Below are 26364 nucleotides of genomic sequence, written 5' to 3'. Positions count from 1 at the left end.
TGATGCGCGATAGTCAGCCAGTTTCCCTTGAAAGCCTGCTTGAAAAAGGCACTCAGGATAATAATACGCTTAAAAGTATTCAACAGCGCGCGGTCACTTTACTGAAACTCAACCGTACTGTAATTGCACTTTTGCCTGCACAACTGCAACGGCAATGCCGTGTTGCTAATTATCGCAAACAACTGCTGATACTGGAAGTGGCGAATGCAAGCTGGATGACCCGCCTGCGTTACGAACTCCCTGCGCTGCGTTCCGCATTACGTCAGCAGATTTTACCATCATTATCGTCCATCGACATCAAAATCAACCCGTCATTGATGAAATCAGAGTCAATATCATCATCAACCGGAGAAAAAAACAGCAGTTTACAGAGCAGAAACGGAAAAAGAGAGGAACCGGGGCGTCAGTTAAGTACTGAAAGTGCCAATGCACTGAAAGCGCTGGCGCAGAGAAGTCCGGAAAAACTGAGGAAAACACTGGAAAGATTAGCTGCACTGGCCGGAGAGAGTGCCGGTGCAGCTGATAAATAAACGGTTATTTATTCAATAACGTCAGTGACAAGAGTGTCAGTGTCAGCGCAACAAGTTGTGGTGCCATACACTGATTATGCCAGTACAGTTGACGGCGCACGGAATGCAACCGGCATCTGAGCTTCATCTTCAAATGTCACGAGTTCCCAGGCACTTTCTTTTGCCAGAACCGCTTGCAGTAACTTGTTGTTCAGTGCATGGCCGGATTTGAATGCGGTAAACGCACCAATAATATTATGGCCGCACATAAACAGGTCACCAATTGCATCCAGCATTTTGTGACGAACAAATTCGTCTTCAAAACGCAGCCCGTCTTCGTTCAGTACGCGGTAATCGTCAACGACGATTGCGCAATCAAAACTTCCGCCCAGGCATAACCCTTTGGACTGGAGGTATTCGATATCCCGCATAAACCCGAAAGTACGCGCACGGCTGATGTCTTTCACAAAGTTCTCCGCGGAAAAATTCATCGCGTAACGCTGTGTGCTGGCATCAATCGCCGGATGGTTAAAATCAATGGTGAAATCTAAGCTGAAGCCGTTGAACGGAGAGAGCTCAGCCCACTTATCGCCATCTTCAATACGGACGGTTTCTTTCAGACGCAGGAATTTCTTCGCGCTGTTAAGCTCTTCGATACCCGCATCCAGTAACAGAAACACAAACGGACTCGCGCTGCCATCCATAATAGGAATTTCAGCCGCGTCGACTTCGATAACAATGTTATCAATGCCAAGACCCGCAAGTGCTGCATTTAAATGTTCAACCGTGGATATACGCACATTGTCTTCATTTACCAGACATGTACATAACATCGTATCACGCACGGATTTCGCATCTGCCGGAAAATCAACAGGCGGATTAAGATCAGTACGGCGATAGATGACCCCGGTGTTTGCCGCAGCCGGACGCATTGTCAGCGTAACTTTTTTGCCGGTATGTAAGCCTACACCCGTAGCCTGAACAATACGCTTTAATGTTCTTTGTTTGATCATCGTGTCTGTCTCGTTTGATTAACTGTCTCACCTGCCATTATAAACTAATAGCAGGGGAGATAGTTTAGCACAAAAAGCGGAGATGCAAACCTTTTCGCAATTAATCAGCCTGTTTACGTAAAAAGGCAGGAATATCTAAATAGTCCGGCTCTTTGTTACTTTGCGCTGATGAATCGTTTACAACTTGTGCGACGGATTTGCTTTCATCCATTGTTGTCATGCTGTTTTGCATCTGAGCATAACGATGTTCCATGTTGTTAGTCTGGACAGCTTTATTGGTTACCAGCGTAATTTCCGGACGTTTGTCCATGCCGATACCCGTTGCCACCACAGTCACACGCAGTTCATCGTTCATTTCAGGATCTAAAGATGTCCCGATTACCACGGTTGCATTATCAGATGCGAATGCACGGATAGTGTTACCCACCGTTTCAAACTCATCCAGGCGCAGGTCAAAGCCCGCCGTGATGTTAACCAGCACACCACGCGCACCTGACAGGTCAATATCTTCCAGAAGCGGACTGGAGATAGCCATTTCAGCGGCCTCTTCAGCACGGTCTTCACCGCGTGCCGCACCGGAACCCATCATTGCGTAACCCATTTCTGACATGACTGTGCGGACGTCCGCAAAGTCAACGTTCATCAGACCCGGGCGGGTAATCAGTTCTGCAATACCCTGTACCGCGCCACGTAATACATCATTCGCTGCACCAAATGCATCCAGCAATGAAATACCACGGCCCAGCACTTTCAGCAGTTTGTCGTTCGGGATGGTAATCAGTGAGTCAACGTGTTTGGATAACTCGGTGATCCCCAGCTCAGCAAATGCCATGCGTTTTTTGCCTTCGAAGTTGAACGGCTTGGTCACGACCGCAACGGTCAGAATACCCAGCTCTTTTGCAACTTCAGCCACAACCGGTGCGGCACCGGTTCCTGTACCGCCGCCCATACCAGCTGCGATAAATACCATATCTGCGCCATCCAGGGCGCTGCGCAGAGCTTCACGATCTTCTTCTGCTGCATTACGGCCGACTTCCGGGTTAGCACCGGCGCCCAGCCCTTTGGTAATCCCGTTACCAATCTGAATAGTCTGCCCGACAGCGGTTTTACGAAGCGCCTGAGCGTCCGTATTCACAGCGAAGAACTCAACGCCTTCAATGCGTTCGCGGACCATGTGCTCAACAGCGTTACCGCCGCCCCCACCGACGCCGATGACTTTAATCACCGCATCGTTGGTCAATTCCATCGGTTCAAACATAATCTCTCTCCGTTTTGTGCCTTTCTTTAATAGCGGCAATAGCGGCTATTATCGCCAGCCTTAATGCAAATTAAAATTCTTTTCTGAGCCAGCCCGTCAATTTTTTTAAACCAACTGCCAACCGAGGCACGTTTTTCCGTCTCGGTATCGCCGACCAGGTGAGATTCTTTTCCGTAATGCAGTAACCCTACCGCTGTAGAATAATACGGTTCCTGCGCATAATCCGTTAAGCCGGTTATATTCAGCGGTTGTCCGATACGAACCTGAGTATGGAAAACCCGCTGGGCGCACTCAACTAATCCGTTAATCTGAGCCGCACCACCTGTCAGCACGATACCAGCGGCCAAATGGTGTTTGACACCCTGCTGACGTAATTGTTCCTGTACTTTCAAAATTTCATCATTAACCAGATTGAGTAATTCCGTATAACGCGGCTCAATCACTTCGGCTAATGTCTGACGCTGAAGACTGCGCGGCGGACGCCCGCCGACACTCGGGACTTCCAGTGTTTCATCTTTACTGACCAGCGCCCCTAATGCACAGCCGTGACGGACCTTGATCGCTTCTGCGTCATTCGGCGGTGTGCCGAATGCGTAAGCGATATCCCCGGTCACCACATTCCCTGCATAAGGGATAACTTTGGTGTGACGTAACGCACCACCGGTGTAAATCGCGATATCCATTGTGCCGCCGCCGATATCAACCACACAGACGCCCAGTTCGCGCTCATCTTCTGTCAGCACGGCAAAACTTGATGCCAGTCCGGCAAAAATCAGCTGATCGACTTTCAGTCCGCAACGTTCAACGGCTTTCACAATATTTTTTGCCATATCATTATGACAGGTAATCAAATGGACTTTTGCCTGCATCCGCACACCGGATAATCCGACCGGATTTTTAATACCTTCCTGATAATCAATGGCATATTCCTGCGGGATAACATGCAGGACACGGTGTTCATCACGGACACGGACAGATTTTGCCGTATGCACGACATTTTCCACATCTTCCTGTGTCACTTCTTCTTCTGAAATCGGCACCATACCGATTTCGTTCTGGCAACTGATGTGTTTACCGGACAGCGCCAGGTAGACAGATGAAATCTGGCAGTCGGCCATCAGTTCTGCCTGGTCGATGGTGCGCTGAACGCATTTCACCACCGACTCCAAATCATTGACGCCGCCTTTATCCATGCCGCGTGACGGGCAGTTTCCCGCCCCGATAATGTTCACCACACCGTCCGGCAGAATTTCACCAACAAGCGCAGATACTTTGGCGGTGCCTATTTCAAGGCCGACGACTAATTTTCTATCCGTTGCTTTTATCATTGTTATTCTGCCTGCCTTCTTTACCTGTAAAGTCTTAATTTCCGTTTGCGAAAGGATCGATCTGTAATGGTGCCCAGCCAACCGCAGCGCCGCTGTCATAGCGGAGATCGACATAATCGACCCGTTTGTCCTGAACCTGGGTCAGCGTCGGATACAGCTCAATAAACCGTCGTAACCGCCCTTCTGTATCCAAACGCCCCAGTTCAACCCGGATATCATTATCCAGTACCAGTTGCCAGGCATGGCGCGGTGACATTGAGGCTGATTTCAGCTTCAGTTGCGCCCCCGCCAGTTGCTGCGTTATCTCGCGATACCCTTTCAATACGTCCTTTTCACTACCCTGTGCCCCGTACAGCATGGGAAAAGATTCTTTTTCAGTCAGTTGCACCGGCAGGCTGAAAACCCGTCCGGCGTCATCTATCATCTGGGTGTCGTTCCAGCGTGCATAAGGCACATACTCCACCAGATGTATTTTCAGTTCGTCAGGCCACTGTTTACGCACAGTCACCTGACGTAACCACGGGATCCGCTCCAGTTGTTGCTGCACTTCACTGACATCCAGCGTCATGAAGGTACCGGGCGTCCCGAGGGATAACACCGCTTTGCGCACATCATCATTTTTCGTGTAATGGCGATCACCGGTTAAAACCAGTTTTGACATCGGCAGACGGTCTGCATCTTTCATCCAGTTCAGCACCATCAGACCGCCCCAGACCAGTGTTCCCAATACAATCAGGAAAAACAACAGTCCGGAAAGATAAGTGCCGTTACTGGGACGTGAACCGTCAAACTCCGGCTCAGGTTCACGCATATTCAGTGCAGCCTGTGACATATCAGTCCGCCAGAGCCAGGACGTTTGCCACAAACACAGAGAAACCCATGCCTGCTTCGCGCGCCGCCTGCGGTACTAAACTGTGGTTAGTCATACCCGGTGAGGTATTGACTTCCAGCAGATAAAATTGTCCGTCGCTGTCGAGCATGACATCCACGCGTCCCCAGCCTTCACAGCCCACGGCTTTATACGCCGCTTTTGCCAGGTCACGAATTTCGGTTTCACGCGCACCTTCAAGACCCGGACAGAAATACTGCGTATCATCTGAAATATATTTAGCTTCATAATCATAAAAAACAGCGGCAGGCTGAATGCGGATAGACGGCAGCATTTGCTCACCAAGGAACCCGACGGTAAATTCCGGGCCGCTCAGCCATTTTTCAATCAGCACATCTTTGTCATGTTTAAATGCCAGTTCCAGTGCCGGACGCAGTGCCTGCGCGCTGTCCACTTTGGACATTCCCACGCTGGAGCCTTCCAGGCTTGGTTTTACAATGACCGGAAAACCTAAGTGTGCAACACCCTGCTGCAATTCATCATCACTGATAGTCGCAAAACGGGCAGCATTGATGGCAAAATAAGGGGCAATCGGCAGCCCGGCGCCCGCCCACAGCTGTTTGGTGCGCAGTTTATCCATTGAGAGTGCGGATGCCATAACACCACTGCCGGTGTAAGGAATACCGAGTTGTTCCAGGCAGCCCTGTAATGTACCGTCTTCACCACCGCGGCCATGCAGCGCAATAAAGACACGGGTAAAGCCATCTTCTTTCAGACGGGTAACCGCGTACTCTTTTGTATCGACACCAAACGCATTAATACCGGCTTCTTTTAACCCGGCAAGTACAGCTGCACCTGATGCCAGGGAAACTTCACGCTCTGCGGATGTACCGCCCATCAGTACCGCGACTTTATCAGTCATTCTTAGTTATCCTCACTCAAAACCGGCCGCAATTTTGTGTCAGCCAATGTACGCGCTATTTTACCGATATTTCCGGCGCCTTGAACCAGTATTAAATCATTATCTTCAAGAACCTGTGCTAATACGGATGAAATTTTGCCGGGATCAGTGGCTAAAATAGGATCCAGCTTGCCGCGCTGACGAATTGTCCGGCACAATGAGCGGCTGTCCGCGCCCGGAATGGCAGGTTCACCGGCTGAATACACATCCAGCATCAGCAGAACATCCACCTGATCCAGCGTATTGGCAAAATCTTCGTATAAATCACGCGTACGGGTATAACGGTGCGGCTGAAAAATCATCACAATACGTTTATCCGGCCAGCCTGCGCGTGCAGCTTTAATTGTTGCGTCAACTTCTGTCGGGTGATGACCATAGTCATCCACCAGCATCACACTGCCCGGTTTTTGGTTGACATGTTCCAGCGGGAAATTTCCGAGGAAATCAAACCGGCGACCGGTTCCCTGGAATTCACGCAGGGATGCAAGGATATCGTCATCCGCAATGCCTTCCTCAGATGCCACTGCGATCGCGGCGGTCGCGTTCAGCACGTTATGGCGACCCGGTGCATTCAGTTCCACATGCAAATCAGGCAGGTTTTCACGATAAACCGTAAAGAAACACTGAGCGCCGCGCTGTTCAAAATTACCGATCCGCACATCAGCATCTTCATGAAAACCATAAGTAATCACATAACGTCCGATACGCGGAACCAGCTCACGGATAACCGGGTCATCCATGCACACCACCGCAAGACCATAGAAAGGCAGGTTGTGCAAAAACGTAATGAACGTATCTTTCAGCGTTTCAAAATCGCCGTGATACGTGTCCATATGATCCGGTTCAATATTGGTAACAACAGCCACCATCGGTTGCAGATGCAGGAAAGAGGCATCGCTTTCATCTGCTTCCGCGATCAGGTAACGGCTTGATCCCAGACGCGCATGCACACCGGCAGCTTTAACCAGCCCGCCGTTAACAAAGGTCGGGTCCAGACCACCGCGCCCGTAAATACCGGAGATCATTGCCGTGGTCGTGGTTTTGCCGTGAGTTCCGGCAATCGCCACGCCGTGACGAAAGCGCATCAGTTCTGCCAGCATTTCCGCGCGGCGGATAACCGGGATACGGGCTTCACGTGCCGCAACAAGTTCAGGGTTATCCTGTGAAATCGCCGTGGAGACCACAACAACACTGGCGTCTGCAATATTTTCAGGGCGGTGATTAAAGAAAATCGTCGCCCCCAGATAAGTCAGTTGTTTTGTCACTGCATTAGGCGCCAGGTCAGACCCGCTTATCTCATAGCCTTCATTCGCCAACACTTCCGCTATTCCGCCCATACCGGCACCGCCGATACCGACAAAGTGGATGTGCCGGACGCGTTTCATTTCCGGAATGAAGGATCGTAATTTCGCCAATTGCTGTGTATTCACGTTAGTTATTCGCTATATCAATTCGTTAGTGTTTTTTTGCAGCCGCAATAATTGCATCTGCCACTCGTTTGGTGGCATCGGTAATAGCCACACTGTTTGCCTGCTCTGCCATTTTCAGCAGACGCGGTCTGTCCCACTCTTGTAAGTATCCCGCCACCGCTTGCGCAGTAAACGCGGGCTGCTCAAGGATAACCGCGGCCCCGGCTTTTTCCAGCGGTAGTGCGTTCCGGTACTGCTGACGGTCTTTATGCTGAAACGGCACAAAAACAGCGCCCAGGCCCACAGCCGAAATTTCGCTGACAGTCAGCGCACCGGAGCGGCAGATGACCACATCCGCCCAGGTATAAGCATCCGCCATATCATCAATAAATTCAGTGACAGTGACATTATCCGCTGAATTGTGTTCGTTATACAGTGCCTGAGTACTTTCCATGCTGCCTTTTCCGGCCTGATGGCGGATACAGACAGCATCACCCATTAATTCCGCGACTTCCGGTACTGTCTGATTCAGAATTCGTGCACCCTGACTGCCGCCGATCACCAGTATCCGGATTGGTCCTTCGCGCCCGGCAAAGCGTTGTGCCGGCGCCGGTAATACCAGCAGATCTTCACGTACCGGGTTTCCGACTACCGGTGCATCCGCAAATGCGCCCGGAAATGCCTGTAACACCGTCGTGGCGATTTTGGATAACCAGCCGTTGGTCAGACCCGCAACACCATTTTGTTCGTGCAGAATAACCGGGATCCCGCAGCGCCAGGCCGCAACACCACCGGGACCGGAGACAAACCCGCCCATGCCGAGAACGGCATCAGGCTGATAGTCCCGCATAATTTTTTTCGCCTGTTTTATCGCTTTTGCAATACGGAACGGCGCCGTCAGCATGGCTTTTATACCTTTGCCACGCAGCCCGGTAATTTCAATAAAATCAATATCAATGCCGTGTTTCGGCACCAGCTGAGCTTCCATCCGGTCGCGTGTTCCCAACCAGCGGATCTCCCAGCCCTGAGTCTGCAAATAGTGCGCAACCGCAAGCCCCGGAAATACATGTCCGCCACTTCCGCCGGCCATAACCATCAGACGGGGGGCTTTATTACTCATCGCGCTCTCCTTGAGAATGCCTGGCTTTTGCCAGACGGGTTTCAAAATCAATCCGCAGCAACAACGCGATGGCTACGGTCATAATCACTAAACTGGAGCCGCCGTAACTGATAAGCGGCAGTGTCAGCCCTTTGGTCGGCAGCATGCCGGAGGCCGCGCCCACATTGACCAGCGACTGAAAACTAAACCAAATCCCGATAGCACAGGCCAGAAAACCGGCAAAACGCTGGTCAAGCTGCAATGCGCGGCGACCAATCACCATGGCGCGGAACGCAACAAAAAAGACCATAAGCAGGACAAGGATCACGCCCACATACCCCAGTTCTTCCCCGAGGATGGCAAAAATAAAGTCAGTATGTGCTTCCGGCAGGTATTCCATTTTCTGGATCGAGTTACCCAACCCCTGCCCGAGATAATCACCGCGTCCGAACGCCATCAGTGACTGTGTTAACTGATAACCGCTGCCGAACGGATCTTCCCACGGGTCAAGAAAAGAGGTTACACGGCGCATACGGTAAGGCTCGGCGATAATCAGCAGTACAACTGCCGCAACCCCGCCGCCGATAATGGCGATAAACTGCCACATCTTTGCGCCCGCCAGAAACAGCAGCGCCAGTGTGGTAACAAACAGCACCACCACCGTACCTAAGTCAGGCTGTAACAGCAGTAATACCGCCAGTATAAACATCACGCCCATCGGCTTGCAGAATCCCCAGAAATTATTTCTGACCTCTTCCACTTTGCGCACCAGATAGCTTGCCAGATAGACAAACAGCGCCAGTTTGGATACTTCCGCAGGCTGAATACGCATCGGCCCGATAGCAATCCAGCGTGATGCCCCGTTAACTGAGCTGCCCACGCCGAGCACAATAATCAGCCCGGCAACTGTACCAATCAGCAGCAATGTGCTGTAGCGCTGCCACATTTCCAGCGGAAAGCGCATCACCACGGTCGCGATAATAAAGGCAAAAATCAAAAAGCCGCCGTCACGTTTGGCAAAATAAAACGGATCTTCCGCCAGGCGCTGTCCGACCGGCATGGAGGCGGATGTCACCATCACAAAACCGACCGCCGCCAGCCCCAGAGCAAACCACAGCAATGTCCGGTCATACATTACGACCGTGCTGAACTCACCGTTTCGTTCACCGATAAGCCAGTTTTTCAGACGCTGTGATCCGGGAAATTTCATGCGCTCAGCTCCTGCGCAAGACGGGTAAATTCGTGCCCGCGCACTTCAAAGTTACGAAACTGATCCAGACTGGCACAGGCCGGTGATAACAACACCATGTCACCCGTCGCCAGCACAGGCGCTAATGCCCGCATCGCCTGCTCCATTGTGTCAGTCAGTACAGACACATCCGGGCGCAGTTGCGCCAGTTGTGCACCGTCACGACCAAAGCAATATAAACGGATATTATCCCCGCCCAGATACGGCAGCAGCGGCGAGAAATCAGCCGATTTACCGTCACCGCCCAGCAGCAGATGCAGACAGCCATCCACCCGTAATCCGTTCAGTGCCGCTTCTGTACTGCCGACGTTGGTCGCTTTGGAGTCATTAATCCAGCGCACACCTGCCGCTTCATGCACCAGCTGAAAACGGTGCGCCAGCCCGCTGTAGGTGCGCAGTGCCTGTAGCGCCCCTTCACGCGGGATGTTTACCGCATCAGCCAGCGCCAGGGCAGCCAGGGCATTACAATAATTGTGCTGACCGTGCAGGATCATTTCACTACAATCGAGCAGTTTTTCACCGTGAAAATAAAGCGCCTGCTCTTCAGTATCCAGCCAGTAATCACCGGTATCGCTGCCGAAACTGACATAGTCGGCTGAGTTACAATCACAGCCCGGCTGTGTCAGTGCATCTTCTGCGTTATACACGCATACTGCTGCATTATGGTAGACGCGCAGTTTTGCCGCGCGATACTGTTCCAGTCCCTGCGGGTAGCGATCCATATGGTCTTCTGTCACATTCAGCACAGTGGCGGCAGCCGCTTTCAGGCTGAATGTGGTTTCCAGCTGAAAGCTGGATAACTCAAGCACACACAGGTCATACTCTTCTTTCATCAATTCAGGTGCCGGTAAACCGATATTACCGCCGACACCGGTGCGTAACCCGGCACAGCGTCCCATCTCACCAACCAGTGAGGTGACAGTACTTTTGCCGTTAGAGCCGGTAATAGCCACTACCGGCACAGTTACTTCGCGGGCGAATAATTCAATATCACCGATAATTTCGACACCCGCCTGCGCCGCCGCATACAGTTCAGGGGTGCTGACTGCCACACCGGGACTTGCGACAATCAAATCTGCATCCAGCAACCATTGCGGCTCAAAACCTCCGCAGTGACACTCAATGCCGTCCGGCAGTTTATCCATGCCGGGCGGGGACGTGCGGCTGTCCATGACCCGTGGCGTGACGCCGCGCGACATAAAAAAATCCACACAGGAAAGCCCGGTTAAACCGAGCCCGACAATTACGATGTCTTTCCCCTGATAATTCGTCATGATTAACGTACCTTGAGTGTCGCCAGACCAATAAGCACTAACATCAGGGAGATAATCCAGAAACGGACAATCACCCGCGGTTCAGGCCAGCCTTTTAATTCATAATGGTGATGAATAGGTGCCATCCGGAAGATACGCTGACCGCGTAACTTGAAGGATCCAACCTGTAAAATCACCGATAGTGTTTCTGCCACAAACACGCCGCCCATAATCAGCAGCAGGAATTCCTGACGCAGCAGCACAGCAATAGTTCCAAGCGCCCCGCCGAGTGCCAGCGAGCCGACATCGCCCATGAAAACCTGTGCCGGATAGGTGTTAAACCAGAGGAAACCGAGCCCCGCCCCGACAATCGCGGTGCAGACAATCACCAGTTCCCCGGCATACGGCAGATACGGAATGCTCAGATAGTGTGCAAAATTGACATTACCGGTCGCCCAGGCCACCAGTGCAAATCCGGCGGCAACAAAGACCGTCGGCATAATTGCCAGACCGTCCAGACCATCGGTTAAATTCACCGCGTTGCTGGTGCCGACAATCACAAAATAAGCCAGCAGGATATACAGCACACCCAGTTGCGGCATCACATCTTTCAGGAACGGCACAACTAACTGTGTCGCCGCGGTATCTTTACCGATGGCATACATACTGAATGCGACAGCCAGCGCCAGCACGGACTGCCAGAAATATTTCCAGCGCGCAATCAACCCTTTGGTGTCTTTGCGCACCACTTTGCGGTAGTCATCCACAAAACCAACCACGCCATAGCCGATAAGTACCAACAGCACACACCAGACATACGGGTTATCCAGTCGCGCCCATAACAGCACGGAGATAACGATAGAGAAGAGGATCATCATGCCGCCCATGGTCGGCGTGCCGCGCTTACTGAAGTGCGATTCAGGTCCTTCGCTGCGGACAACCTGACCAATCTGCATTCTCTGGAGATACGCAATCACATGCGGTCCCATCCATAATGCGATGATCAGTGAGGTCAGCAGACCGACAATGGCGCGGAACGTCAGATAGGAAAAGACGTTAAACGCGGTATGAAACTGCACCAGATATTCAGCCAGCCAGGTCAGCATGGGATAGTCTCCTGCAAGGCGTGCACAACTTCTTCCATTGCGGAGCTGCGTGAACCTTTAACTAAAATTGAAATGGACGGATGCTGAGCTAACAACGGGGTCAGCTCAGCGATTAACGTTGATTTATCAGCAAAATGATGTCCCTGACATTCGTCGCTGATGAAGTGACTGAACTTACCGACACTAAAGACGGCGTCCAGTCCCGCATCGCGGGCTGCCTGCCCGACTTTGCGGTGATTCGCCTGTGCGTATTCACCTAACTCTGCAATATCGCCGGTGACCAGGATACGGTAGCCCGGTAACTGCGCCAGCACGCGGATAGCAGCAATCAGTGAACCGTCATTAGCATTGTAAGTGTCATCCACCAACAGTTTGCCCGGTGCCAGTGCTATCGGATATAAACGCCCCGGTACAGCACTGACCTGTGCCAATCCGTTACGGATATCAGTCAGTGTCGCGCCTGCTGACAATGTCAGCGCAGCAGCAGCGAGGGCATTAGCAATATTATGGCGGCCGGGTAACGCCAATGTGACAGCTGTACTGCCTGCCGGTGTGTGAAGTGTAAAATCAGTCGTCAGCGGGTTAATCACCACCTCTGTGGCGTAAAAATCCGCCTGCGGGTGCGGATCAACAGAAAAACACCAGCGGATCTGGCGGGATGTCAGATGTGACTGCCAGTGAGCAAGGTCGTTGCTCTCCAGATTGATGATTGCAGTGCCCTCATCAGTCAGACCGGCAAAAATTTCGCCTTTTGCCTGTGCTATCGCGTCTGCAGAGCCGAACTCACCAATGTGCGCGGCAAACAGATTATTAACCAGCGCCGTCTGCGGGCAGGTCATAGCAACTGTATACGCAATCTCACCAATATGATTGGCGCCCAGCTCAATAACCGCAAACTGATGTTTTTCCGTCAGACGCAATAACGTCAGAGGTACACCAATATCATTATTGAAATTGCCGGCAGTAAACAGGGTTTTCCCTGTGTGCTGTAAAATAGCCGCTGTCATTTCTTTGACGGACGTTTTACCCGATGAACCGGTCAGCGCAACCACTTTTGCCTGACTGCGCAGACGGTTACCTTTTGCAATTGCGCCCAGCGCAATACGGGTATCATCCACAATAATCTGCGGGCAGTTAACATCCGTGCGGCGGTTAACCACAACGGCTGTGACGCCTTTCGTTGCCACATCCTGAATAAAATCGTGTGCATCAAAATGCTCGCCTGCCAGGGCGATAAACAGGGCCTTGCTGCCGATAGTACGACTGTCTGTTGTGACGCTTTCAACCTGTTCTGATGCCGCATGACCGCTGAGGATAAGCTCCCCGCCGGTCAGTTGTGCGATATCAGCAAGAGAGACGGGTATCATGCGAGCACTCCCAGCAACCGGGCGACCGTCAGACGATCTGAGTAATCCAGACGGCGGCTGCCGACCAGTTGATAATCTTCATGACCTTTCCCTGCCACCAGCACCACGTCGTCAGCTTTTGCCTGCATCACCGCAAAGGTGACAGCTTCAGCACGCCCCGGGATAGGCAGTGCGCGCGAGGTATCAACCAGGCCGGACATGATGTCATTGATAATTGCCTGCGGCTCTTCACTGCGCGGATTGTCATCTGTGATAACCACCACATCAGACTCCTGCTCAGCAATTGCCCCCATCAGCGGGCGTTTGCCTTTATCGCGATCACCGCCGCAGCCAAAGACACACCAGAGTTTACCTTTGGTATGCAGGCGCGCCGCACTCAGCGCTTTTTCCAGGGCATCCGGGGTGTGAGCGTAATCAACCACAACCGTCGGGCGGTTTTCAGCGCTGAACACTTCCATGCGTCCGCAAACCGGGGCTAAGGACGTTGCGCTGCTCAGCAGGCTGTTCAGTTCATAACCCAGTGCCAGCAATGTTGCTGCCGCGACTAACAGGTTACTGACGTTAAATGCGCCCATTAACGGGCTGTCCAGTTCGCCGTCACCCCAGCTTGAGGTAAAGGTGATATGTGCACCGCTGTCGTGATAATCCACCGCAGTCGCTTTCAGGAAACGCCCCTGCCAGTTTGCCGGCAGACGGTCTTCCATAGTGACTGCAACTGCCTCAGGCAGATTTGCCAGCCATTTTTGCCCTGTCTCATCATCCGCATTAATAATTTTTTGTTCGCTGTGATGGGTTGAGAAGAGCAGCCATTTGGCGGCTTCGTAATTGGCCATATCACCGTGATAATCAAGGTGATCGCGGCTTAAATTCGTGAAAACAGCCGCCCGGAACGCCAACGCGGCAACACGGCTCTGCACCAGACCGTGGGAGGAGACTTCCATTGCCGCAACGGTAGCGCCTTTTGCCGCCAGTTTGTCCAGCTCAAGCTGAATATCAACCGCAGAACCTGTGGTATTTTCTGTCGGGATAACATGCCCGAGCAGCCCGTTACCGACTGTTCCCATCACCGCACTGGTTTCACCCATTGCCTGTGTCCACTGTGCAAGCAGTTGCGTGGTGGTGGTTTTACCGTTAGTACCGGTAACACCTATCAGTTTCAGGCGCTGCGCCGGGTGGTGATAAAACTCACCGGCCAGGCGGGATAATTTTTCATTGAGGTGGCTCAGATACACAACCGGTACGCCGTGCAGGATTTGTACACTGCCATCTTCTGCCGTACCTTCAGCTTCTGCCACAACCGCCGCCACACCCTGTGCTATCGCCTGAGGAATATAGTGACGTCCGTCCGACTGATGACCTTTTACCGCCAGGAACAGATCACCGGCAGCCGCTTTGCGACTGTCTAATGTCATATCACGTAACGCCTTCGCCGGTGCATCAACACCGAGCGGCGCGAGTAAATCGCGCAAATTACGATCTGCCACTTGTACCCTCTTTTGGTTTTGTAGTAACCACGTCGTTAGTTTGTTCTTCCGGCGGCAACGCGTCGGGTTCCACATTCATTGTGCGCAGAACACCGCCCATGATGGCACCGAATACCGGTGCGGAGATCGCACCCCCGTAATACTTGCCGCCCTGCGGGTCATTGATAATCACAACCAGCGCAAAGCGCGGACGACTCGCCGGTGCGACACCGGCGGTATACGCGATATAACGGTTAACATATTTCCCGTCGTCGCCCACTTTTTTCGCCGTACCGGTTTTAATCGCCACACGATACCCTTTGATAGCCGCGCGCGTTCCGCCGCCGCCGGGTAATGCCACACTTTCCATCATCTGAACCACGGTTTTCATCACCGGCTCAGGGAAGACGCGGGTGCCCGGCACCGGCGGATCGACTTTTGTGATGGAGAGCGGGCGGTAAATCCCGAAACTGCCTATTGTTGCGTAAGCCCGCGCTAACTGTAACGGTGTTACCATCAGCCCGTAGCCAAAAGAAAAGGTGGCCCTTTCAAGTTCTGACCACCGTGTTTTTTTACTTGGATATATGCCACTGCTTTCCCCGACCAGCCCCAGATTGGTCGGTTTTCCCAGCCCGAAACGCGAATAGACGTCCACGAGTTCCTGAGCGGGCATCGCTAACGCAAGTCGTGAAACCCCTACGTTACTCGATTTCTGTAAAATACCGGTGATAGTCAGTTCGGCATAACGCCCGACATCCTTGATTTCATGACCACTGATCCGGTACGGATAGGTATTCACCACGCTGTTAGGTTTGATGATGTTATTGTGCAGAGCACTCATGACTACCATCGGTTTTACCGTCGAGCCCGGTTCAAAAATATCGGTAATAGCGCGGTTGCGCATCGAATCCTTCGGCGTACCCTGGAGATTGTTCGGGTTATATGACGGGCTGTTTGCCATCGCCAGAATTTCCCCGGTATTCACATCCACCAGAATCGCAGTACCGGATTCGGCTTTATTGAGCGCCACCGCACTGCTGATTTCGCGATACACCAGCGCCTGTAAACGCTCATCAATACTGAGCGTCAGGTTATGACCTGCCTGGCTTTCCTGTGAAATCGTATCTTCAATCACCCGTCCGCTGCGATCTTTACGGACAGTACGCTGTCCCGGTACCCCGGTCAGCCAGCGGTCGAAACTTTTCTCGACCCCTTCAATACCCTGGTCATCGATATTTGTGACACCAATGATATGAGCCGTCACCGAGCCTGCCGGATAGTAACGTTTTGATTCCGCCTGAAGGTAAATGCCCGGCAGATTCAGTTTTTTCACATAATCGCCGATGGTCGGATTCACCTGACGGGCAAGATACACAAAGCGGCCTTTCGGATTCGCCGTGACTTTGCGCTTAACCTGATCCAGCGGAATATTGAGCGCTTCAGACAGCGCCCGCCAACGGGTGTCATCCCCTACCCCGCCTTTGTCCGCTAACTCTTTCGGATCGGCCCAGACCGCATTTACCGGCACACTGACAGCCAGCGGTCGCCCCATGCGGTCGCTTACCATGCCGCGTGCCGTCGGAATTTCCTGAACCCGCAGGGAGCGCATATCCCCTTCTTTTACCAGCATGTCCGGGTTGATAATCTGTAAATACGCCACCCGTATCAGCAGTGCGGCTAACGCGATACCGATTCCGCCGCATAACAACGCAAAACGCCAGCTTATAAAACTGGCTTTTTCTTCCGGGCGCTTGATGCGGGCGCCACCCTGTGTTTTGCCTGCTGTTTTTTTGCTCTTCATGCCTTCGTCATTTTGTTACGACAATTTGTTCATTTGCAGGATCCACATGCTGCATGCTGAGACGCTCAACAGACATTCGCTCCACACGACTGTGATCCCCTAACGCGTTCTCTTCCAGAATCAGATTACGCCACTCGATATCCAATGAATTACGTTCCAGCACAAGGTGTTCCCGCTCCGCGGTCAGCAGACGCGTTTTATGTGCCGTGATCACAACAAAAATGGCACTGATTATCACGGCGACGAATAAAATCGCGGGGATAAACCCGTGGCGCAACATGTCACGGCAGATAACGCGGGCTAAATTGTGCCGTTCCGTTGTCATTCGTTATCTACTTTCTCAGCAAAACGCAGAACAGAACTGCGCGCGCGCGGGTTAACACTAATTTCCTGCTCAGACGGTTTCATTTTTCCGGCCAGTTTCAGCGATGGTGCGCCGTGCGCTTTTAATTGTGCTTCAGTCAGCGGTAACCCGCGCGGAACCTGCGGACCCCGGCTCTCGTTACGCATAAACTGCTTAACAATCCGGTCTTCCAGTGAATGGAAGCTGATTACCGATAAACGCCCGCCGGGTGCCAGAATACTTAATGCGCCCGTAAGTGCCTGGCGAATTTCATCCAGTTCGCTGTTCACATAAATACGGATAGCCTGGAAGCTGCGTGTCGCCGGATGCTTATGTTTTTCTGTCACCGGAGAAACCGCGGCGATCAGTGACGCAAGGTGTTTTGTTCTTGTCAGCGGCTCTTCGGTCTGATTACGCTCAACAATGGCGCGGGCAATACGTTTGGAAAAACGCTCTTCTCCGAAGTTTTTCAGTACCCACGCAATATCCTCTTCTTTCGCTTCTGTCAGCCATTGCGCCGCAGAAATACCGCGGGTCGGATCCATCCGCATGTCCAGCGGCCCGTCACGCATAAACGAAAATCCGCGCTCCGGGTCATCCAGTTGCGGGGAAGACACGCCTAAGTCCAGCAGCACGCCGTCAATCTGACCATTCAGCCCCAGGTCATTCACATACCCGGCAATACCGGAAAACGGACCGTGAACGATGGAAAAACGCGGGTCATCAATCAGTGCTGCGGCGGCAATCGCCTGCGGATCACGGTCTATTGCTATCAGACGACCCTGTTCGCCAAGCTGCGATAAAATCAGACGGGAATGCCCGCCACGGCCAAATGTACCGTCGATATAAATTCCGTCTTTGCGGATATTTAATCCGTTGACGGCCTCATCCAGTAAGACACTGGTATGCTGAAACTGACTCTCTGTCATTTAAAGTGATAAATCCTGTAACCGGGCTGATAAAGGTTCAGATGCCGTCTGTTCGGCGGAAATGTCATCCTGCACCTGCTGATACCAGGTTTGTTCATCCCACAATTCAAACTTATTGAACTGTCCGACTAACATAACCTCTTTGGTTAGCCGCGCATGGGTACGTAACGTACCGGCTAACAAAAGACGTCCTGCGCTGTCCATCTGGCATTCCGAGGCGTGCCCGAGCAGCAACCGCTGAACCCGGCGCTCCGCAGGGATCATCGAGGATAGCTGTGCCAGTTTCAGTTCGATCAGTTCCCACTCCGGTAAGGTATAAAGCAACAAACACGGCTGGTGGAGATCGATGGTGCATATCATCTTTCCCTCTGACTTTTCGGCAAGCAGCGACCGGTACCGTGTCGGTACAGTAATCCGCCCTTTACCATCAAGACTCACCAGTGTTGCACCACGAAACATTCGTTTCTCCGCCCTGTTTTTCCCGTAATTACCACATTCACCCACAATTCCCCACTGACAGAGTTTACGAATGGTACGAAAAGCTTGTCAAGCCAGAGCTGACAAGGTTTCGGATCTATCGTCGGGGAACAGGGGGGTGAGAAAATATGGTATTTTTAGCTTCAGGGAACAGAATTCAGGTAACACACTGATTCAAATCAGAAAAAAAATCACATAATACACACTCAGCTAACAGGGGTAAATTATACCGAATATGATGAAAGAAAGATGCATTTTTGCGAGCCACTACTCACTTTCAGGATAAAAATTCACCGTTGTATTATACCACTCCGGACTTGTACTCCGGAAAGTTACCTTGCTGTTATTTGTTACACTATGTAATTATTCAATTATTGAAAATTAAATGTTCATCAAATCAATTATATATGCATTGTTTTAATGCGGGAAATTGGTCACCCAGTAAATTACCTTACCTTAAATAAGTGTATTTACTGATGAGGAATAGCCGGTAATAAAATTTGTCAATTTCTGTCAATCAGCAAAAATGAAAAAAAAATCTTAGGATTCCTCTCAAAAAGTGCTTTTCGGCTATTTTTCTGAGGATTAAATAAAAATACCTATACGTTTTCGTATAGGTATCAGGTTAAACCATAAATTAGCGGGCAAAAAAATTACCGGCGGCTTAAGCTTCCGCGGCGGCAAAGGTCACGACGGATCCGGGTAATTCCGGCAGCGGGTTTTTGTTTTTCATCAAGACTCGCCAGCACCAGTTCCAGAACGCGTTCAGCAATATCGCGGTGGCGCTGAGCCACAGACAGAACCGGACACTCCAGGAAATCCAGCAGTTCATGATCACCGAAGGTCGCGATAACCAGCTGATTCGGCAGACGACCGCTGCGCGCAAGCGTTGCATCCATCACACCCTGCAATAACGCAAAAGAGGTGGTAAACAGCGCATCCGGCATCGGATTGTCTTCCAGCCAGGCGTTGAATGCTTTCGCTGAGGCTTCCCGCTCATAGCTGCCTGCGTACAGGAAATTCACATTCCGTGCATCACCTTCCCAGGCCTCACGGAAACCCTGCTCACGCAGAAAGCTGACAGAGAGCTCAGGCAGCGCACCCAGATACACCACAGATTCTGCCGGGAACTGGCGTAATTCAGATGCCAGCATTTTGGCATCTTCAAAGTCATCCCCGACCACACTGATAAAATGTTCGTTTTCCAGCGCACGGTCAAGCGCGACAATCGGCAGTGAACGGTTTGCCCAGCGCTGATAGAACGGATGCTCCGGCGGCAGTGCCGTGGAAACAATTATCGCATCCACCTGACGCTGTAACAGATGTTCCACACAACGGATTTCGTTATCCGGCTGATCTTCCGAACAGGCTATCAGCAGCTGATAACCGCGGCTCCGTGCCTGGCGTTCGAGATAATTAGCGATACGGGTATAACTGGTATTTTCCAAATCAGGAATAACCAGCCCGATAGAGCGCGTACGACCGGCACGCAGACCGGCGGCAACCGCATTCGGATGGTAATTATGCTCACGAACCACCGCCATCACTTTTTCGACAGTTTTGTCACTCACACGATATTGTTTTGCTTTTCCGTTGATGACATAACTGGCCGTCGTGCGCGACACACCGGCAAGTCGGGCGATTTCATCCAGTTTCACGTTAACCCCTTACAAATCAGGAACGGCCCTGAAAAGAGGGCCAACAAGAAGAACCCGTAGTTTACCCTTTCACCACGAATATTTCATCGCATTATTTTATCACCCCGCGACATTCCGACGATGCCGGAACGGGCGATTTCAACAATTTCAGCAAAGCCGCGCACTGCATCCAGGAAGGCGTCCAGCTTTTCACTCGTCCCGGTCAGTTGCACGGTATAGAGTGTAGCGGTGACATCCACAATCTGCCCGCGGAAAATATCCGTGCTTCGTTTGATTTCATCGCGCGCATAACCGCTTGCCTGTAATTTCACCAGCATCACTTCGCGCTCAATATGTGTTGCCGCACTCAGTTCCGTCACACGGAACACATCCACCAGCTTGTTGAGCTGCTTTTCTATCTGCTCCAGTACACGGGCATCCCCTTTGGTCTGGATAGTCAGACGAAACAGTGACGGGTCGTCCGTCGGGGCGGCGGTGATACTTTCGATATTATAACCGCGCTGGGAAAAAAGCCCTGCCACACGAGATAAGGCTCCCGTTTCGTTTTCTAATAAGATTGACAGAATCCGCCGCATAATCAGGTCCTCTCCGTTTTGCTTAACCACATTTCATCCATGCCGCCGTTGCGGATTTGCATCGGATAAACATGTTCTTTTTCATCCACCTGCACATCAACGAAGACCAGCCGTTTTTCTTCACGGACAATACGTAATGCCTCTGTGAGCTGTTCGCGCAATGTGGCTTTGTCGCTGATTGCGATACCTTTGTGTCCGTAGGCTTGCGCCAGTTTCACAAAATCCGGTAGTGAGTCCATATACGAGTGTGAATGACGTCCGTCATACACCATGTCCTGCCACTGTTTGACCATGCCGAGGAAACGGTTGTTCAGATTGAGCACCAGCACCGGCAGATTAAATTGCAGCGCAGTGGAGAGCTCCTGGATATTCATCTGAATGCTGCCGTCACCCGTCACGCAGACAACCATATCGTCCGGTTTTGCCAACCGGACACCCAGTGCCGCCGGTAAACCGAACCCCATCGTGCCCAGCCCGCCGGAATTTATCCAGTGCCGGGGTTCATCAAACGGGTAATAGAGCGCGGCAAACATCTGGTGCTGCCCGACATCTGAGGTCACATACGCTTTGCCTTCCGTCAGTTCCCACAAGGTGCGGATCACGGTCTGCGGCTTAATTTTGTCACCTTTTTCATCTATCGCCAGGCACTGTTTTTCTTTCCAGTGATCAATACGCCGCCACCAGTCACACAGTGCATCCGGATCCTGACCATCCTCAAGCGATTCCAGTTGTAACAGCATCTGCGCCAGACACAGCTTTGCATCCCCGACAATCGGGATATCGGCGGCCACCGTTTTGGAAATGGATGCCGGATCGACATCAATATGAATAATGGTTGCCTGCGGGCAATATTTTTCCAGATTATTGGTTGTCCGGTCATCAAAGCGCACGCCGACCGCAAAAATCACATCACTGTGATGCATGGTATTATTTGCTTCATATGTCCCGTGCATACCTAACATGCCGACACATTGCGGGTGAGTACCGGGAAATGCGCCCAGCCCCATCAGGGAGAGCGCGACCGGCAGCCGCAGTTTTTCTGCCAGGGTGAAAATTTCCGGGCTGCACTCTGCACTGACAACCCCGCCGCCGACATACATGACCGGGCGTTTCGCCTGCATCAGTGTGATAAGGGCGCGTTTTATCTGCCCTTTATGCCCCGCGCCTGTCGGGTTATAAGAACGCAGGCTGACCCGGGCAGGATAGCTGTATTCATGTTTTTGCTGGACGATATCTTTGGGGAAATCAATCACCACCGGTCCCGGTCGTCCGGTTTGTGCCAGATAAAAGGCTTTTTTGATGGTGGCGGGAATATCGGCCACATCGTGGATAAGATAGCTGTGTTTCACCACCGGCCGGGAGATCCCCACCATATCGACTTCCTGAAAAGCATCGTTGCCGATAAGCGCACTCGCAACCTGCCCGGACAGCACCACCAGCGGCACAGAATCCATATACGCAGTAGCAATACCGGTAATCGCATTGGTCGCACCTGGACCGGATGTCACCAGCACCACGCCGGTTTTACCCGTTGCGCGGGCATAACCGTCAGCCATGTGAACTGCCGCCTGCTCGTGGCGGACAAGAATATGTCCGATGCCGCCCACCGTGTGCAGTGCGTCATAAATATCCAGTACCGCGCCGCCCGGATAGCCGAAAACATGCGTCACTCCTTCATCAATGAGTGAGCGCACGATCATCTCAGCGCCTGTCAACCTCTCCATAAATGCTCTCCTGCCCGTGATTGCGGGTTATAGCTGCAAGTGTGTGTTTTTTAGTTATCTGAGGATTAACATAACGACAAACTGACAGTGCTGGCAAATGCGTTTTTTCCGCCGCCAATACAGCCCGGAAAGAGGAACAAGGTAAATGTTGTGATCCGCAGACGATCATGCCGGAGAGGACAGAACTGCAAAGCAGAGTTCACTGAGAGGAGAGGAAAAAGCAACGGGATATAAAAACGGCACCGCACACGAAACATGCGGTGCCGTCTGAGAGAATTACTCGGTATACATGGATTCAATTTCCTGATGATAACGCTGCGCAATCACTTTGCGGCGTAATTTCAGGGTCGGCGTGAGTTCGCCAAGCTCCATAGAGAAGTTCTGCGGCAACAGTGTAAAGCGTTTTACCTGATGGAATGCGGCAATATTTTTTTGCAGCTCTTTCAGGCGGCTCTCAAACAGTGCCACAATCTGGCTGTTTTTCAGTAACTCCATGCGATCAAGATACTTCAGGTTCAGCGCACGGGCGTGCTCTTCCAGGGTATCAAAACACGGGACAATCAGCGCCGACACAAACTTGCGCGCATCCGCCACAATCGCAATGTGCTCGATAAAACGATCCTGACCTAATGTGCCTTCCAGCATCTGCGGTGCAATGTATTTGCCGTTGGAGGTTTTCATCAGATCTTTGAGGCGCTCAGTGATAAACAGATTGCCCTGCTCATCCAGTTCACCGGCATCTCCGGTACGCAGCCAGCCATCTTCCGTAAAGGCCTGACGCGTCTCTTCCGGTTTATTGTAATAACCGCGCATCACGACCGGTCCGCGAACCTGAATCTCATTTTTCTCACCGATGCGCACGTCCACATCCGGCAGCGGCACACCAATCGAGCCGAGACGGTAGCCGGTATTTTCCCAGCAGGAGACGGTGGCGCAGGTTTCAGTCATGCCGTAGCCGTATTTAATATTAATACCGATGGCCAGGAAAAAACGGATAATTTCATCATCCAGCCGTGCGCCTGCCGCCGGTAAAAAACGGACATTGCCGCCCAGAACATCGCGTAATTTGCTCAGTACCAGCTGACGGGCAACATTATCACAGCGCGCTGCCAGCCATGACAATGGCTCACCGCGCTGTTGTGCATCCAGTGTTTTCTTACCGGTACGCACCGCCCAGTGGAACAGTGCCCGCTTATACCAGGGTGCCTGTGCCACTTTTTTACAGATGCCGCTGAAGACTTTTTCATAGAAACGGGGAACGGCACACATCACGGTTGGCTTCACTGAAATCAGGGCTTCACGGACTAAGTTGGTGTCGCTGAGGTAAACATTGAGCGCCCCGGTGTGCATCACATAAAAGCTCCAGGCCCGCTCGAATACATGGGTCAGCGGCAGAAAACTGAGCGAGGTATCATTTTCATTCAGTGTCAGGCGCTCATCATGGAGATAGAGCTGAGCTGCAACATTGCGGTAATCCAGCATCACGCCTTTCGGCTCGCCGGTGGTGCCGGAGGTATAAATAAGGGTGAAAAGGTCGTCGAGTGAACAATCGGCAATCCGCTGACTCAGTTCCTCTGCGGATGCACTGACATCTCTGTCCATAAACTGGCGCAGGGTACAGACAGCCGGATGTGACGGTATGGCGGCCGTTTCCGGGTCCATAATAATGATTTTTGCCAATGTCGGGCACTGTTCCAGGAGTGACAGCGCGATTTCCGCCTGTTTTTGTCCGTCAACGAACAGAATACGCGTCTGCGCATCATTAATAATATAAGCAGCCTGGTCATCACTGCTGGTGGCATACAGCGGCACAACAATGGCGCGGCACTGTAGCACTGCCAGATCAACTAACGTCCACAGAGCGCTGTTGTGTGAAAATATGGCAATATTTTCCTGTATAGTCACACCTTCTGCCAGCAGCGCTTGTGCCAGATTTTCACTGAACGCGCCAACCTGCTGCCAGGTATAATCTGTATTCGGTCCCTGCTCACACCACTGACGCAGTGCAATTTTGTCGCCCCGTTGTTGTTTCTGCTGGTGCAGCCGCGTCACTAAATGATAGTGATGCAAATTTGTAGTTGTCACACGCGTTTCCTTTACTGTGCCGCCATACTGCGCGGTTCCACGTTATGGAATTACTTTCAGCTTACAGCTGTAAGCTGAGATTTTCAGCAAGTGTAGCCTGTTGTCTGCGGGAACAAAAGCAAATTTAGTTATCTTTGCAATAGCGGGATCACAAAAAAATCTCCCGGCAGGAAAACCGGCCCGCCGGGAGGATTATGTGACTTAAATGAATGATTAAATACTATGTGTGAACTGGCTCAGCAGCGCTTTCATCCATTGGTGACCTTTATCCCGCGTACAGGCTTCATGCCAGATAAGAAATGCCGGGCGGCTGACTTTATCCCACGGCAGCTGCACTTCCTGAATCGGCAGCAGAGACGAATAAAGCTGGATAAGCCATTTTGGTGCAATCGCAACCAATTCTGTTTTAGAGACAATATTCAGCACACTGATTAAATTTGTGCCCTGATAAACAATAGCCCGCAGCAATTCATTGTTTTCATAATAGGGGGCGCTGAATGAATCAATTAAATCAAGAGCGACAACCGCATGCTGCTCTGTAAATATTTGCTTCTCAGAAATAGAATATTGCACACGGGGATGATGACGGGCAGCAACCAATGATAGTTGATCGTTAAACAATAAGTGGTGATTATAATTTTGTTTGTCGAAGCGATTATAACTAATGGCAAAATCTGTTTCCTGATATTTCAGATCATGCTCAATATTTTTACTCATATATGACTGAATATTGATATCAATTTTTTTACTGTGCTGTTTAACCTGTTCAATGATTTTATCTGTTAAGCGAATATCTAACGGGCTGGATATTGACAGGTTAAATGTCCGCTCACTGGTTGCCGGGTCAAATCCGGCGCCGGGTAACTCATTGTGCACCAGTTGCAACGCTTGTCTTACCGGACCGAATAACTGTTTTGCTCTGGCAGTCGGCTGGATCCCCCGCCCGTAACGGACAAATAACTCGTCATTAAACATAACCTTAAGCCTTGACACAGCATTACTGACAGCAGGTTGTGACATCCCTAATAGTTCAGCAGCACGGGTGACATTCTGCATTTGCATCACCGCATCAAACACGGTCAATAGATTAAGGTCTACATTACGCAGGTTTGTTTCACCGGATTCTTCTTTTACATCTGCCACTGAGGTGTATTCAGTCATCTTAAACTCCAATAAATGATTATAATGATTTCAATATGACTCATGCCATTAATAAAAACAGCCAATGAATTATAAATTGAAATCTATTATCTCAATTGATTATTAATTTAATAATTGAGTCTCTTCCTTGTACGGTTCTGAATACGCTGATGCGTATCATCATCACGATGCATACTATTTAAATATTTAAAGCCAGTAACTTATTCATATTGGTAATAAACTACTACTGCTTTATTCATTTAATTTTCACGCAGTGAGATAATAAAGCAAAGATTGTGTTTATTCATAATAAAATTGTCTTTTATCAGCATAAAAAATTCAATTTTGCATGTTAACGTAATTAAAAAATAAACCGTTTTATGGATATCGCCTGCGGCACCCGGTAACAAAAGCACTGCCGGTTACCCGTATCCCCTGCTTACTCAATTGATTCAGATTATCTGCAAAAAAATCGTGCTGAAATATTAACCCAATCATTGAGCAGGCTTATAGATGAAAACGCTGATTAATTTTTATAAATTAGTCGATACCGCTGAATTTTGCCTTTTTCTTCTCCGTTTGCAGATATCTCCTGCGAAAGGCCGGTGTTGACATCCCTTTTCATATTCAGTATCAATAATACATCGCACGACACGGCATCACACCGGATAGTGCTCATCACTCATCAGATATCAACAAAGAAGGTCATTATTATGTCATCCACTTTCCGCCTAAACCGTCTGCTAATTATCGCCTTAACTGCGCGTGGCGGGCTGGTGGCTGAAAGT

21 protein-coding genes and 1 pseudogene are annotated in these 26364 nt (G+C 51.1%); 1 reads left to right on the top strand and 21 read right to left on the bottom strand.

The window, feature by feature from the left end; all coding sequences use genetic code 11:
- The first annotated feature begins 2 nt into the window (after positions 1-2).
- Positions 3-530 (top strand): DUF721 domain-containing protein, encoded by a 528-nt coding sequence (locus AYY17_RS20235; RefSeq protein ID WP_067426925.1) that lies wholly within the window; start codon positions 3-5, stop codon positions 528-530.
- Between the two features lie 74 nt (positions 531-604).
- Here AYY17_RS20235 and lpxC read toward each other — a convergent pair whose 3' ends face one another.
- The 21 genes and pseudogenes from lpxC to leuO all read right to left on the bottom strand — a co-directional run bounded on the left by lpxC (position 605) and on the right by leuO (position 25597).
- The gene (gene lpxC / locus AYY17_RS20230) at positions 605-1522 is read right to left on the bottom strand and encodes a UDP-3-O-acyl-N-acetylglucosamine deacetylase (protein WP_067360536.1); all 918 of its coding nucleotides are present in this window, start codon (positions 1520-1522) and stop codon (positions 605-607) included.
- Between the two features lie 100 nt (positions 1523-1622).
- On the bottom strand, positions 1623-2780 hold the full coding sequence (gene ftsZ / locus AYY17_RS20225; RefSeq protein WP_067404608.1) for a cell division protein FtsZ: 1158 nt from the start codon (positions 2778-2780) through the stop codon (positions 1623-1625).
- A gap of 70 nt (positions 2781-2850) precedes the next feature.
- Positions 2851-4108, bottom strand: a pseudogene (gene ftsA, locus AYY17_RS20220) (cell division protein FtsA).
- A gap of 34 nt (positions 4109-4142) precedes the next feature.
- The gene (gene ftsQ, locus AYY17_RS20215; RefSeq protein WP_067426915.1) at positions 4143-4940 is read right to left on the bottom strand and encodes a cell division protein FtsQ; all 798 of its coding nucleotides are present in this window, start codon (positions 4938-4940) and stop codon (positions 4143-4145) included.
- 1 nt (position 4941) lies between these two features.
- On the bottom strand, positions 4942-5859 hold the full coding sequence (locus tag AYY17_RS20210; protein ID WP_067426913.1) for a D-alanine--D-alanine ligase: 918 nt from the start codon (positions 5857-5859) through the stop codon (positions 4942-4944).
- Between the two features lie 2 nt (positions 5860-5861).
- Positions 5862-7328, bottom strand: coding sequence for a UDP-N-acetylmuramate--L-alanine ligase (murC, locus tag AYY17_RS20205; protein ID WP_067426910.1), 1467 nt, complete (start codon positions 7326-7328; stop codon positions 5862-5864).
- Positions 7329-7353: 25 nt separating this feature from the next.
- Complete coding sequence (murG, locus tag AYY17_RS20200) at positions 7354-8427, bottom strand: undecaprenyldiphospho-muramoylpentapeptide beta-N-acetylglucosaminyltransferase (protein ID WP_067404590.1); 1074 nt, start codon at positions 8425-8427, stop codon at positions 7354-7356.
- A complete protein-coding gene (ftsW, locus tag AYY17_RS20195; RefSeq protein WP_067426907.1) occupies positions 8420-9616 on the bottom strand; it encodes a cell division protein FtsW in 1197 nt (398 codons plus the stop codon). The genes murG and ftsW overlap by 8 nt, the downstream gene beginning before the upstream one ends.
- On the bottom strand, positions 9613-10929 hold the full coding sequence (gene murD / locus AYY17_RS20190; protein WP_067426904.1) for a UDP-N-acetylmuramoyl-L-alanine--D-glutamate ligase: 1317 nt from the start codon (positions 10927-10929) through the stop codon (positions 9613-9615). The genes ftsW and murD overlap by 4 nt, the downstream gene beginning before the upstream one ends.
- Positions 10930-10931: 2 nt before the next feature.
- Positions 10932-12014 carry a phospho-N-acetylmuramoyl-pentapeptide-transferase gene (gene mraY, locus AYY17_RS20185; protein WP_067426901.1) on the bottom strand — a complete coding sequence of 361 codons (1083 nt, stop codon included), beginning with the start codon at positions 12012-12014 and terminating at the stop codon, positions 10932-10934.
- Positions 12008-13381 (bottom strand): UDP-N-acetylmuramoyl-tripeptide--D-alanyl-D-alanine ligase, encoded by a 1374-nt coding sequence (gene murF, locus AYY17_RS20180; RefSeq protein ID WP_067426898.1) that lies wholly within the window; start codon positions 13379-13381, stop codon positions 12008-12010. The genes mraY and murF overlap by 7 nt, the downstream gene beginning before the upstream one ends.
- Positions 13378-14865: a UDP-N-acetylmuramoyl-L-alanyl-D-glutamate--2,6-diaminopimelate ligase gene (gene murE, locus AYY17_RS20175; protein ID WP_067426895.1), complete on the bottom strand. Its 1488-nt coding sequence runs from the start codon at positions 14863-14865 to the stop codon at positions 13378-13380. Before murE ends, murF begins: the two co-directional genes overlap by 4 nt.
- Entirely contained in the window at positions 14852-16645 is a 1794-nt protein-coding gene (ftsI, locus tag AYY17_RS20170) for a peptidoglycan glycosyltransferase FtsI (RefSeq protein WP_067426892.1), read from the bottom strand. Before ftsI ends, murE begins: the two co-directional genes overlap by 14 nt.
- 7 nt (positions 16646-16652) lie before the next feature.
- Positions 16653-16970, bottom strand: coding sequence for a cell division protein FtsL (ftsL, locus tag AYY17_RS20165; protein ID WP_067360495.1), 318 nt, complete (start codon positions 16968-16970; stop codon positions 16653-16655).
- Entirely contained in the window at positions 16967-17917 is a 951-nt protein-coding gene (gene rsmH, locus AYY17_RS20160; protein WP_067426890.1) for a 16S rRNA (cytosine(1402)-N(4))-methyltransferase RsmH, read from the bottom strand. Before rsmH ends, ftsL begins: the two co-directional genes overlap by 4 nt.
- Positions 17918-18376, bottom strand: coding sequence for a division/cell wall cluster transcriptional repressor MraZ (gene mraZ, locus AYY17_RS20155; protein ID WP_067404563.1), 459 nt, complete (start codon positions 18374-18376; stop codon positions 17918-17920).
- A 671-nt stretch (positions 18377-19047) separates the two neighbouring features.
- Complete coding sequence (cra, locus tag AYY17_RS20150) at positions 19048-20052, bottom strand: catabolite repressor/activator (protein ID WP_067404560.1); 1005 nt, start codon at positions 20050-20052, stop codon at positions 19048-19050.
- Between the two features lie 83 nt (positions 20053-20135).
- On the bottom strand, positions 20136-20627 hold the full coding sequence (gene ilvN / locus AYY17_RS20145; RefSeq protein WP_067360484.1) for an acetolactate synthase small subunit: 492 nt from the start codon (positions 20625-20627) through the stop codon (positions 20136-20138).
- 2 nt (positions 20628-20629) lie between these two features.
- Entirely contained in the window at positions 20630-22351 is a 1722-nt protein-coding gene (ilvI, locus tag AYY17_RS20140; RefSeq protein ID WP_067426888.1) for an acetolactate synthase 3 large subunit, read from the bottom strand.
- Between the two features lie 276 nt (positions 22352-22627).
- Positions 22628-24436: an AMP-dependent synthetase/ligase gene (locus AYY17_RS20135; RefSeq protein ID WP_067426883.1), complete on the bottom strand. Its 1809-nt coding sequence runs from the start codon at positions 24434-24436 to the stop codon at positions 22628-22630.
- A 213-nt stretch (positions 24437-24649) separates the two neighbouring features.
- Positions 24650-25597, bottom strand: coding sequence for a transcriptional regulator LeuO (gene leuO, locus AYY17_RS20130; protein WP_067426880.1), 948 nt, complete (start codon positions 25595-25597; stop codon positions 24650-24652).
- Positions 25598-26364: the final 767 nt, after the last annotated feature.

The organism is Morganella psychrotolerans (assembly GCF_001676055.1).
Lineage (GTDB): Bacteria > Pseudomonadota > Gammaproteobacteria > Enterobacterales > Enterobacteriaceae > Morganella > Morganella psychrotolerans_B.
The sequence above is the reverse complement of the archived record's forward strand: the minus strand, read 5'-3'. Positions and strand labels throughout refer to the sequence as shown.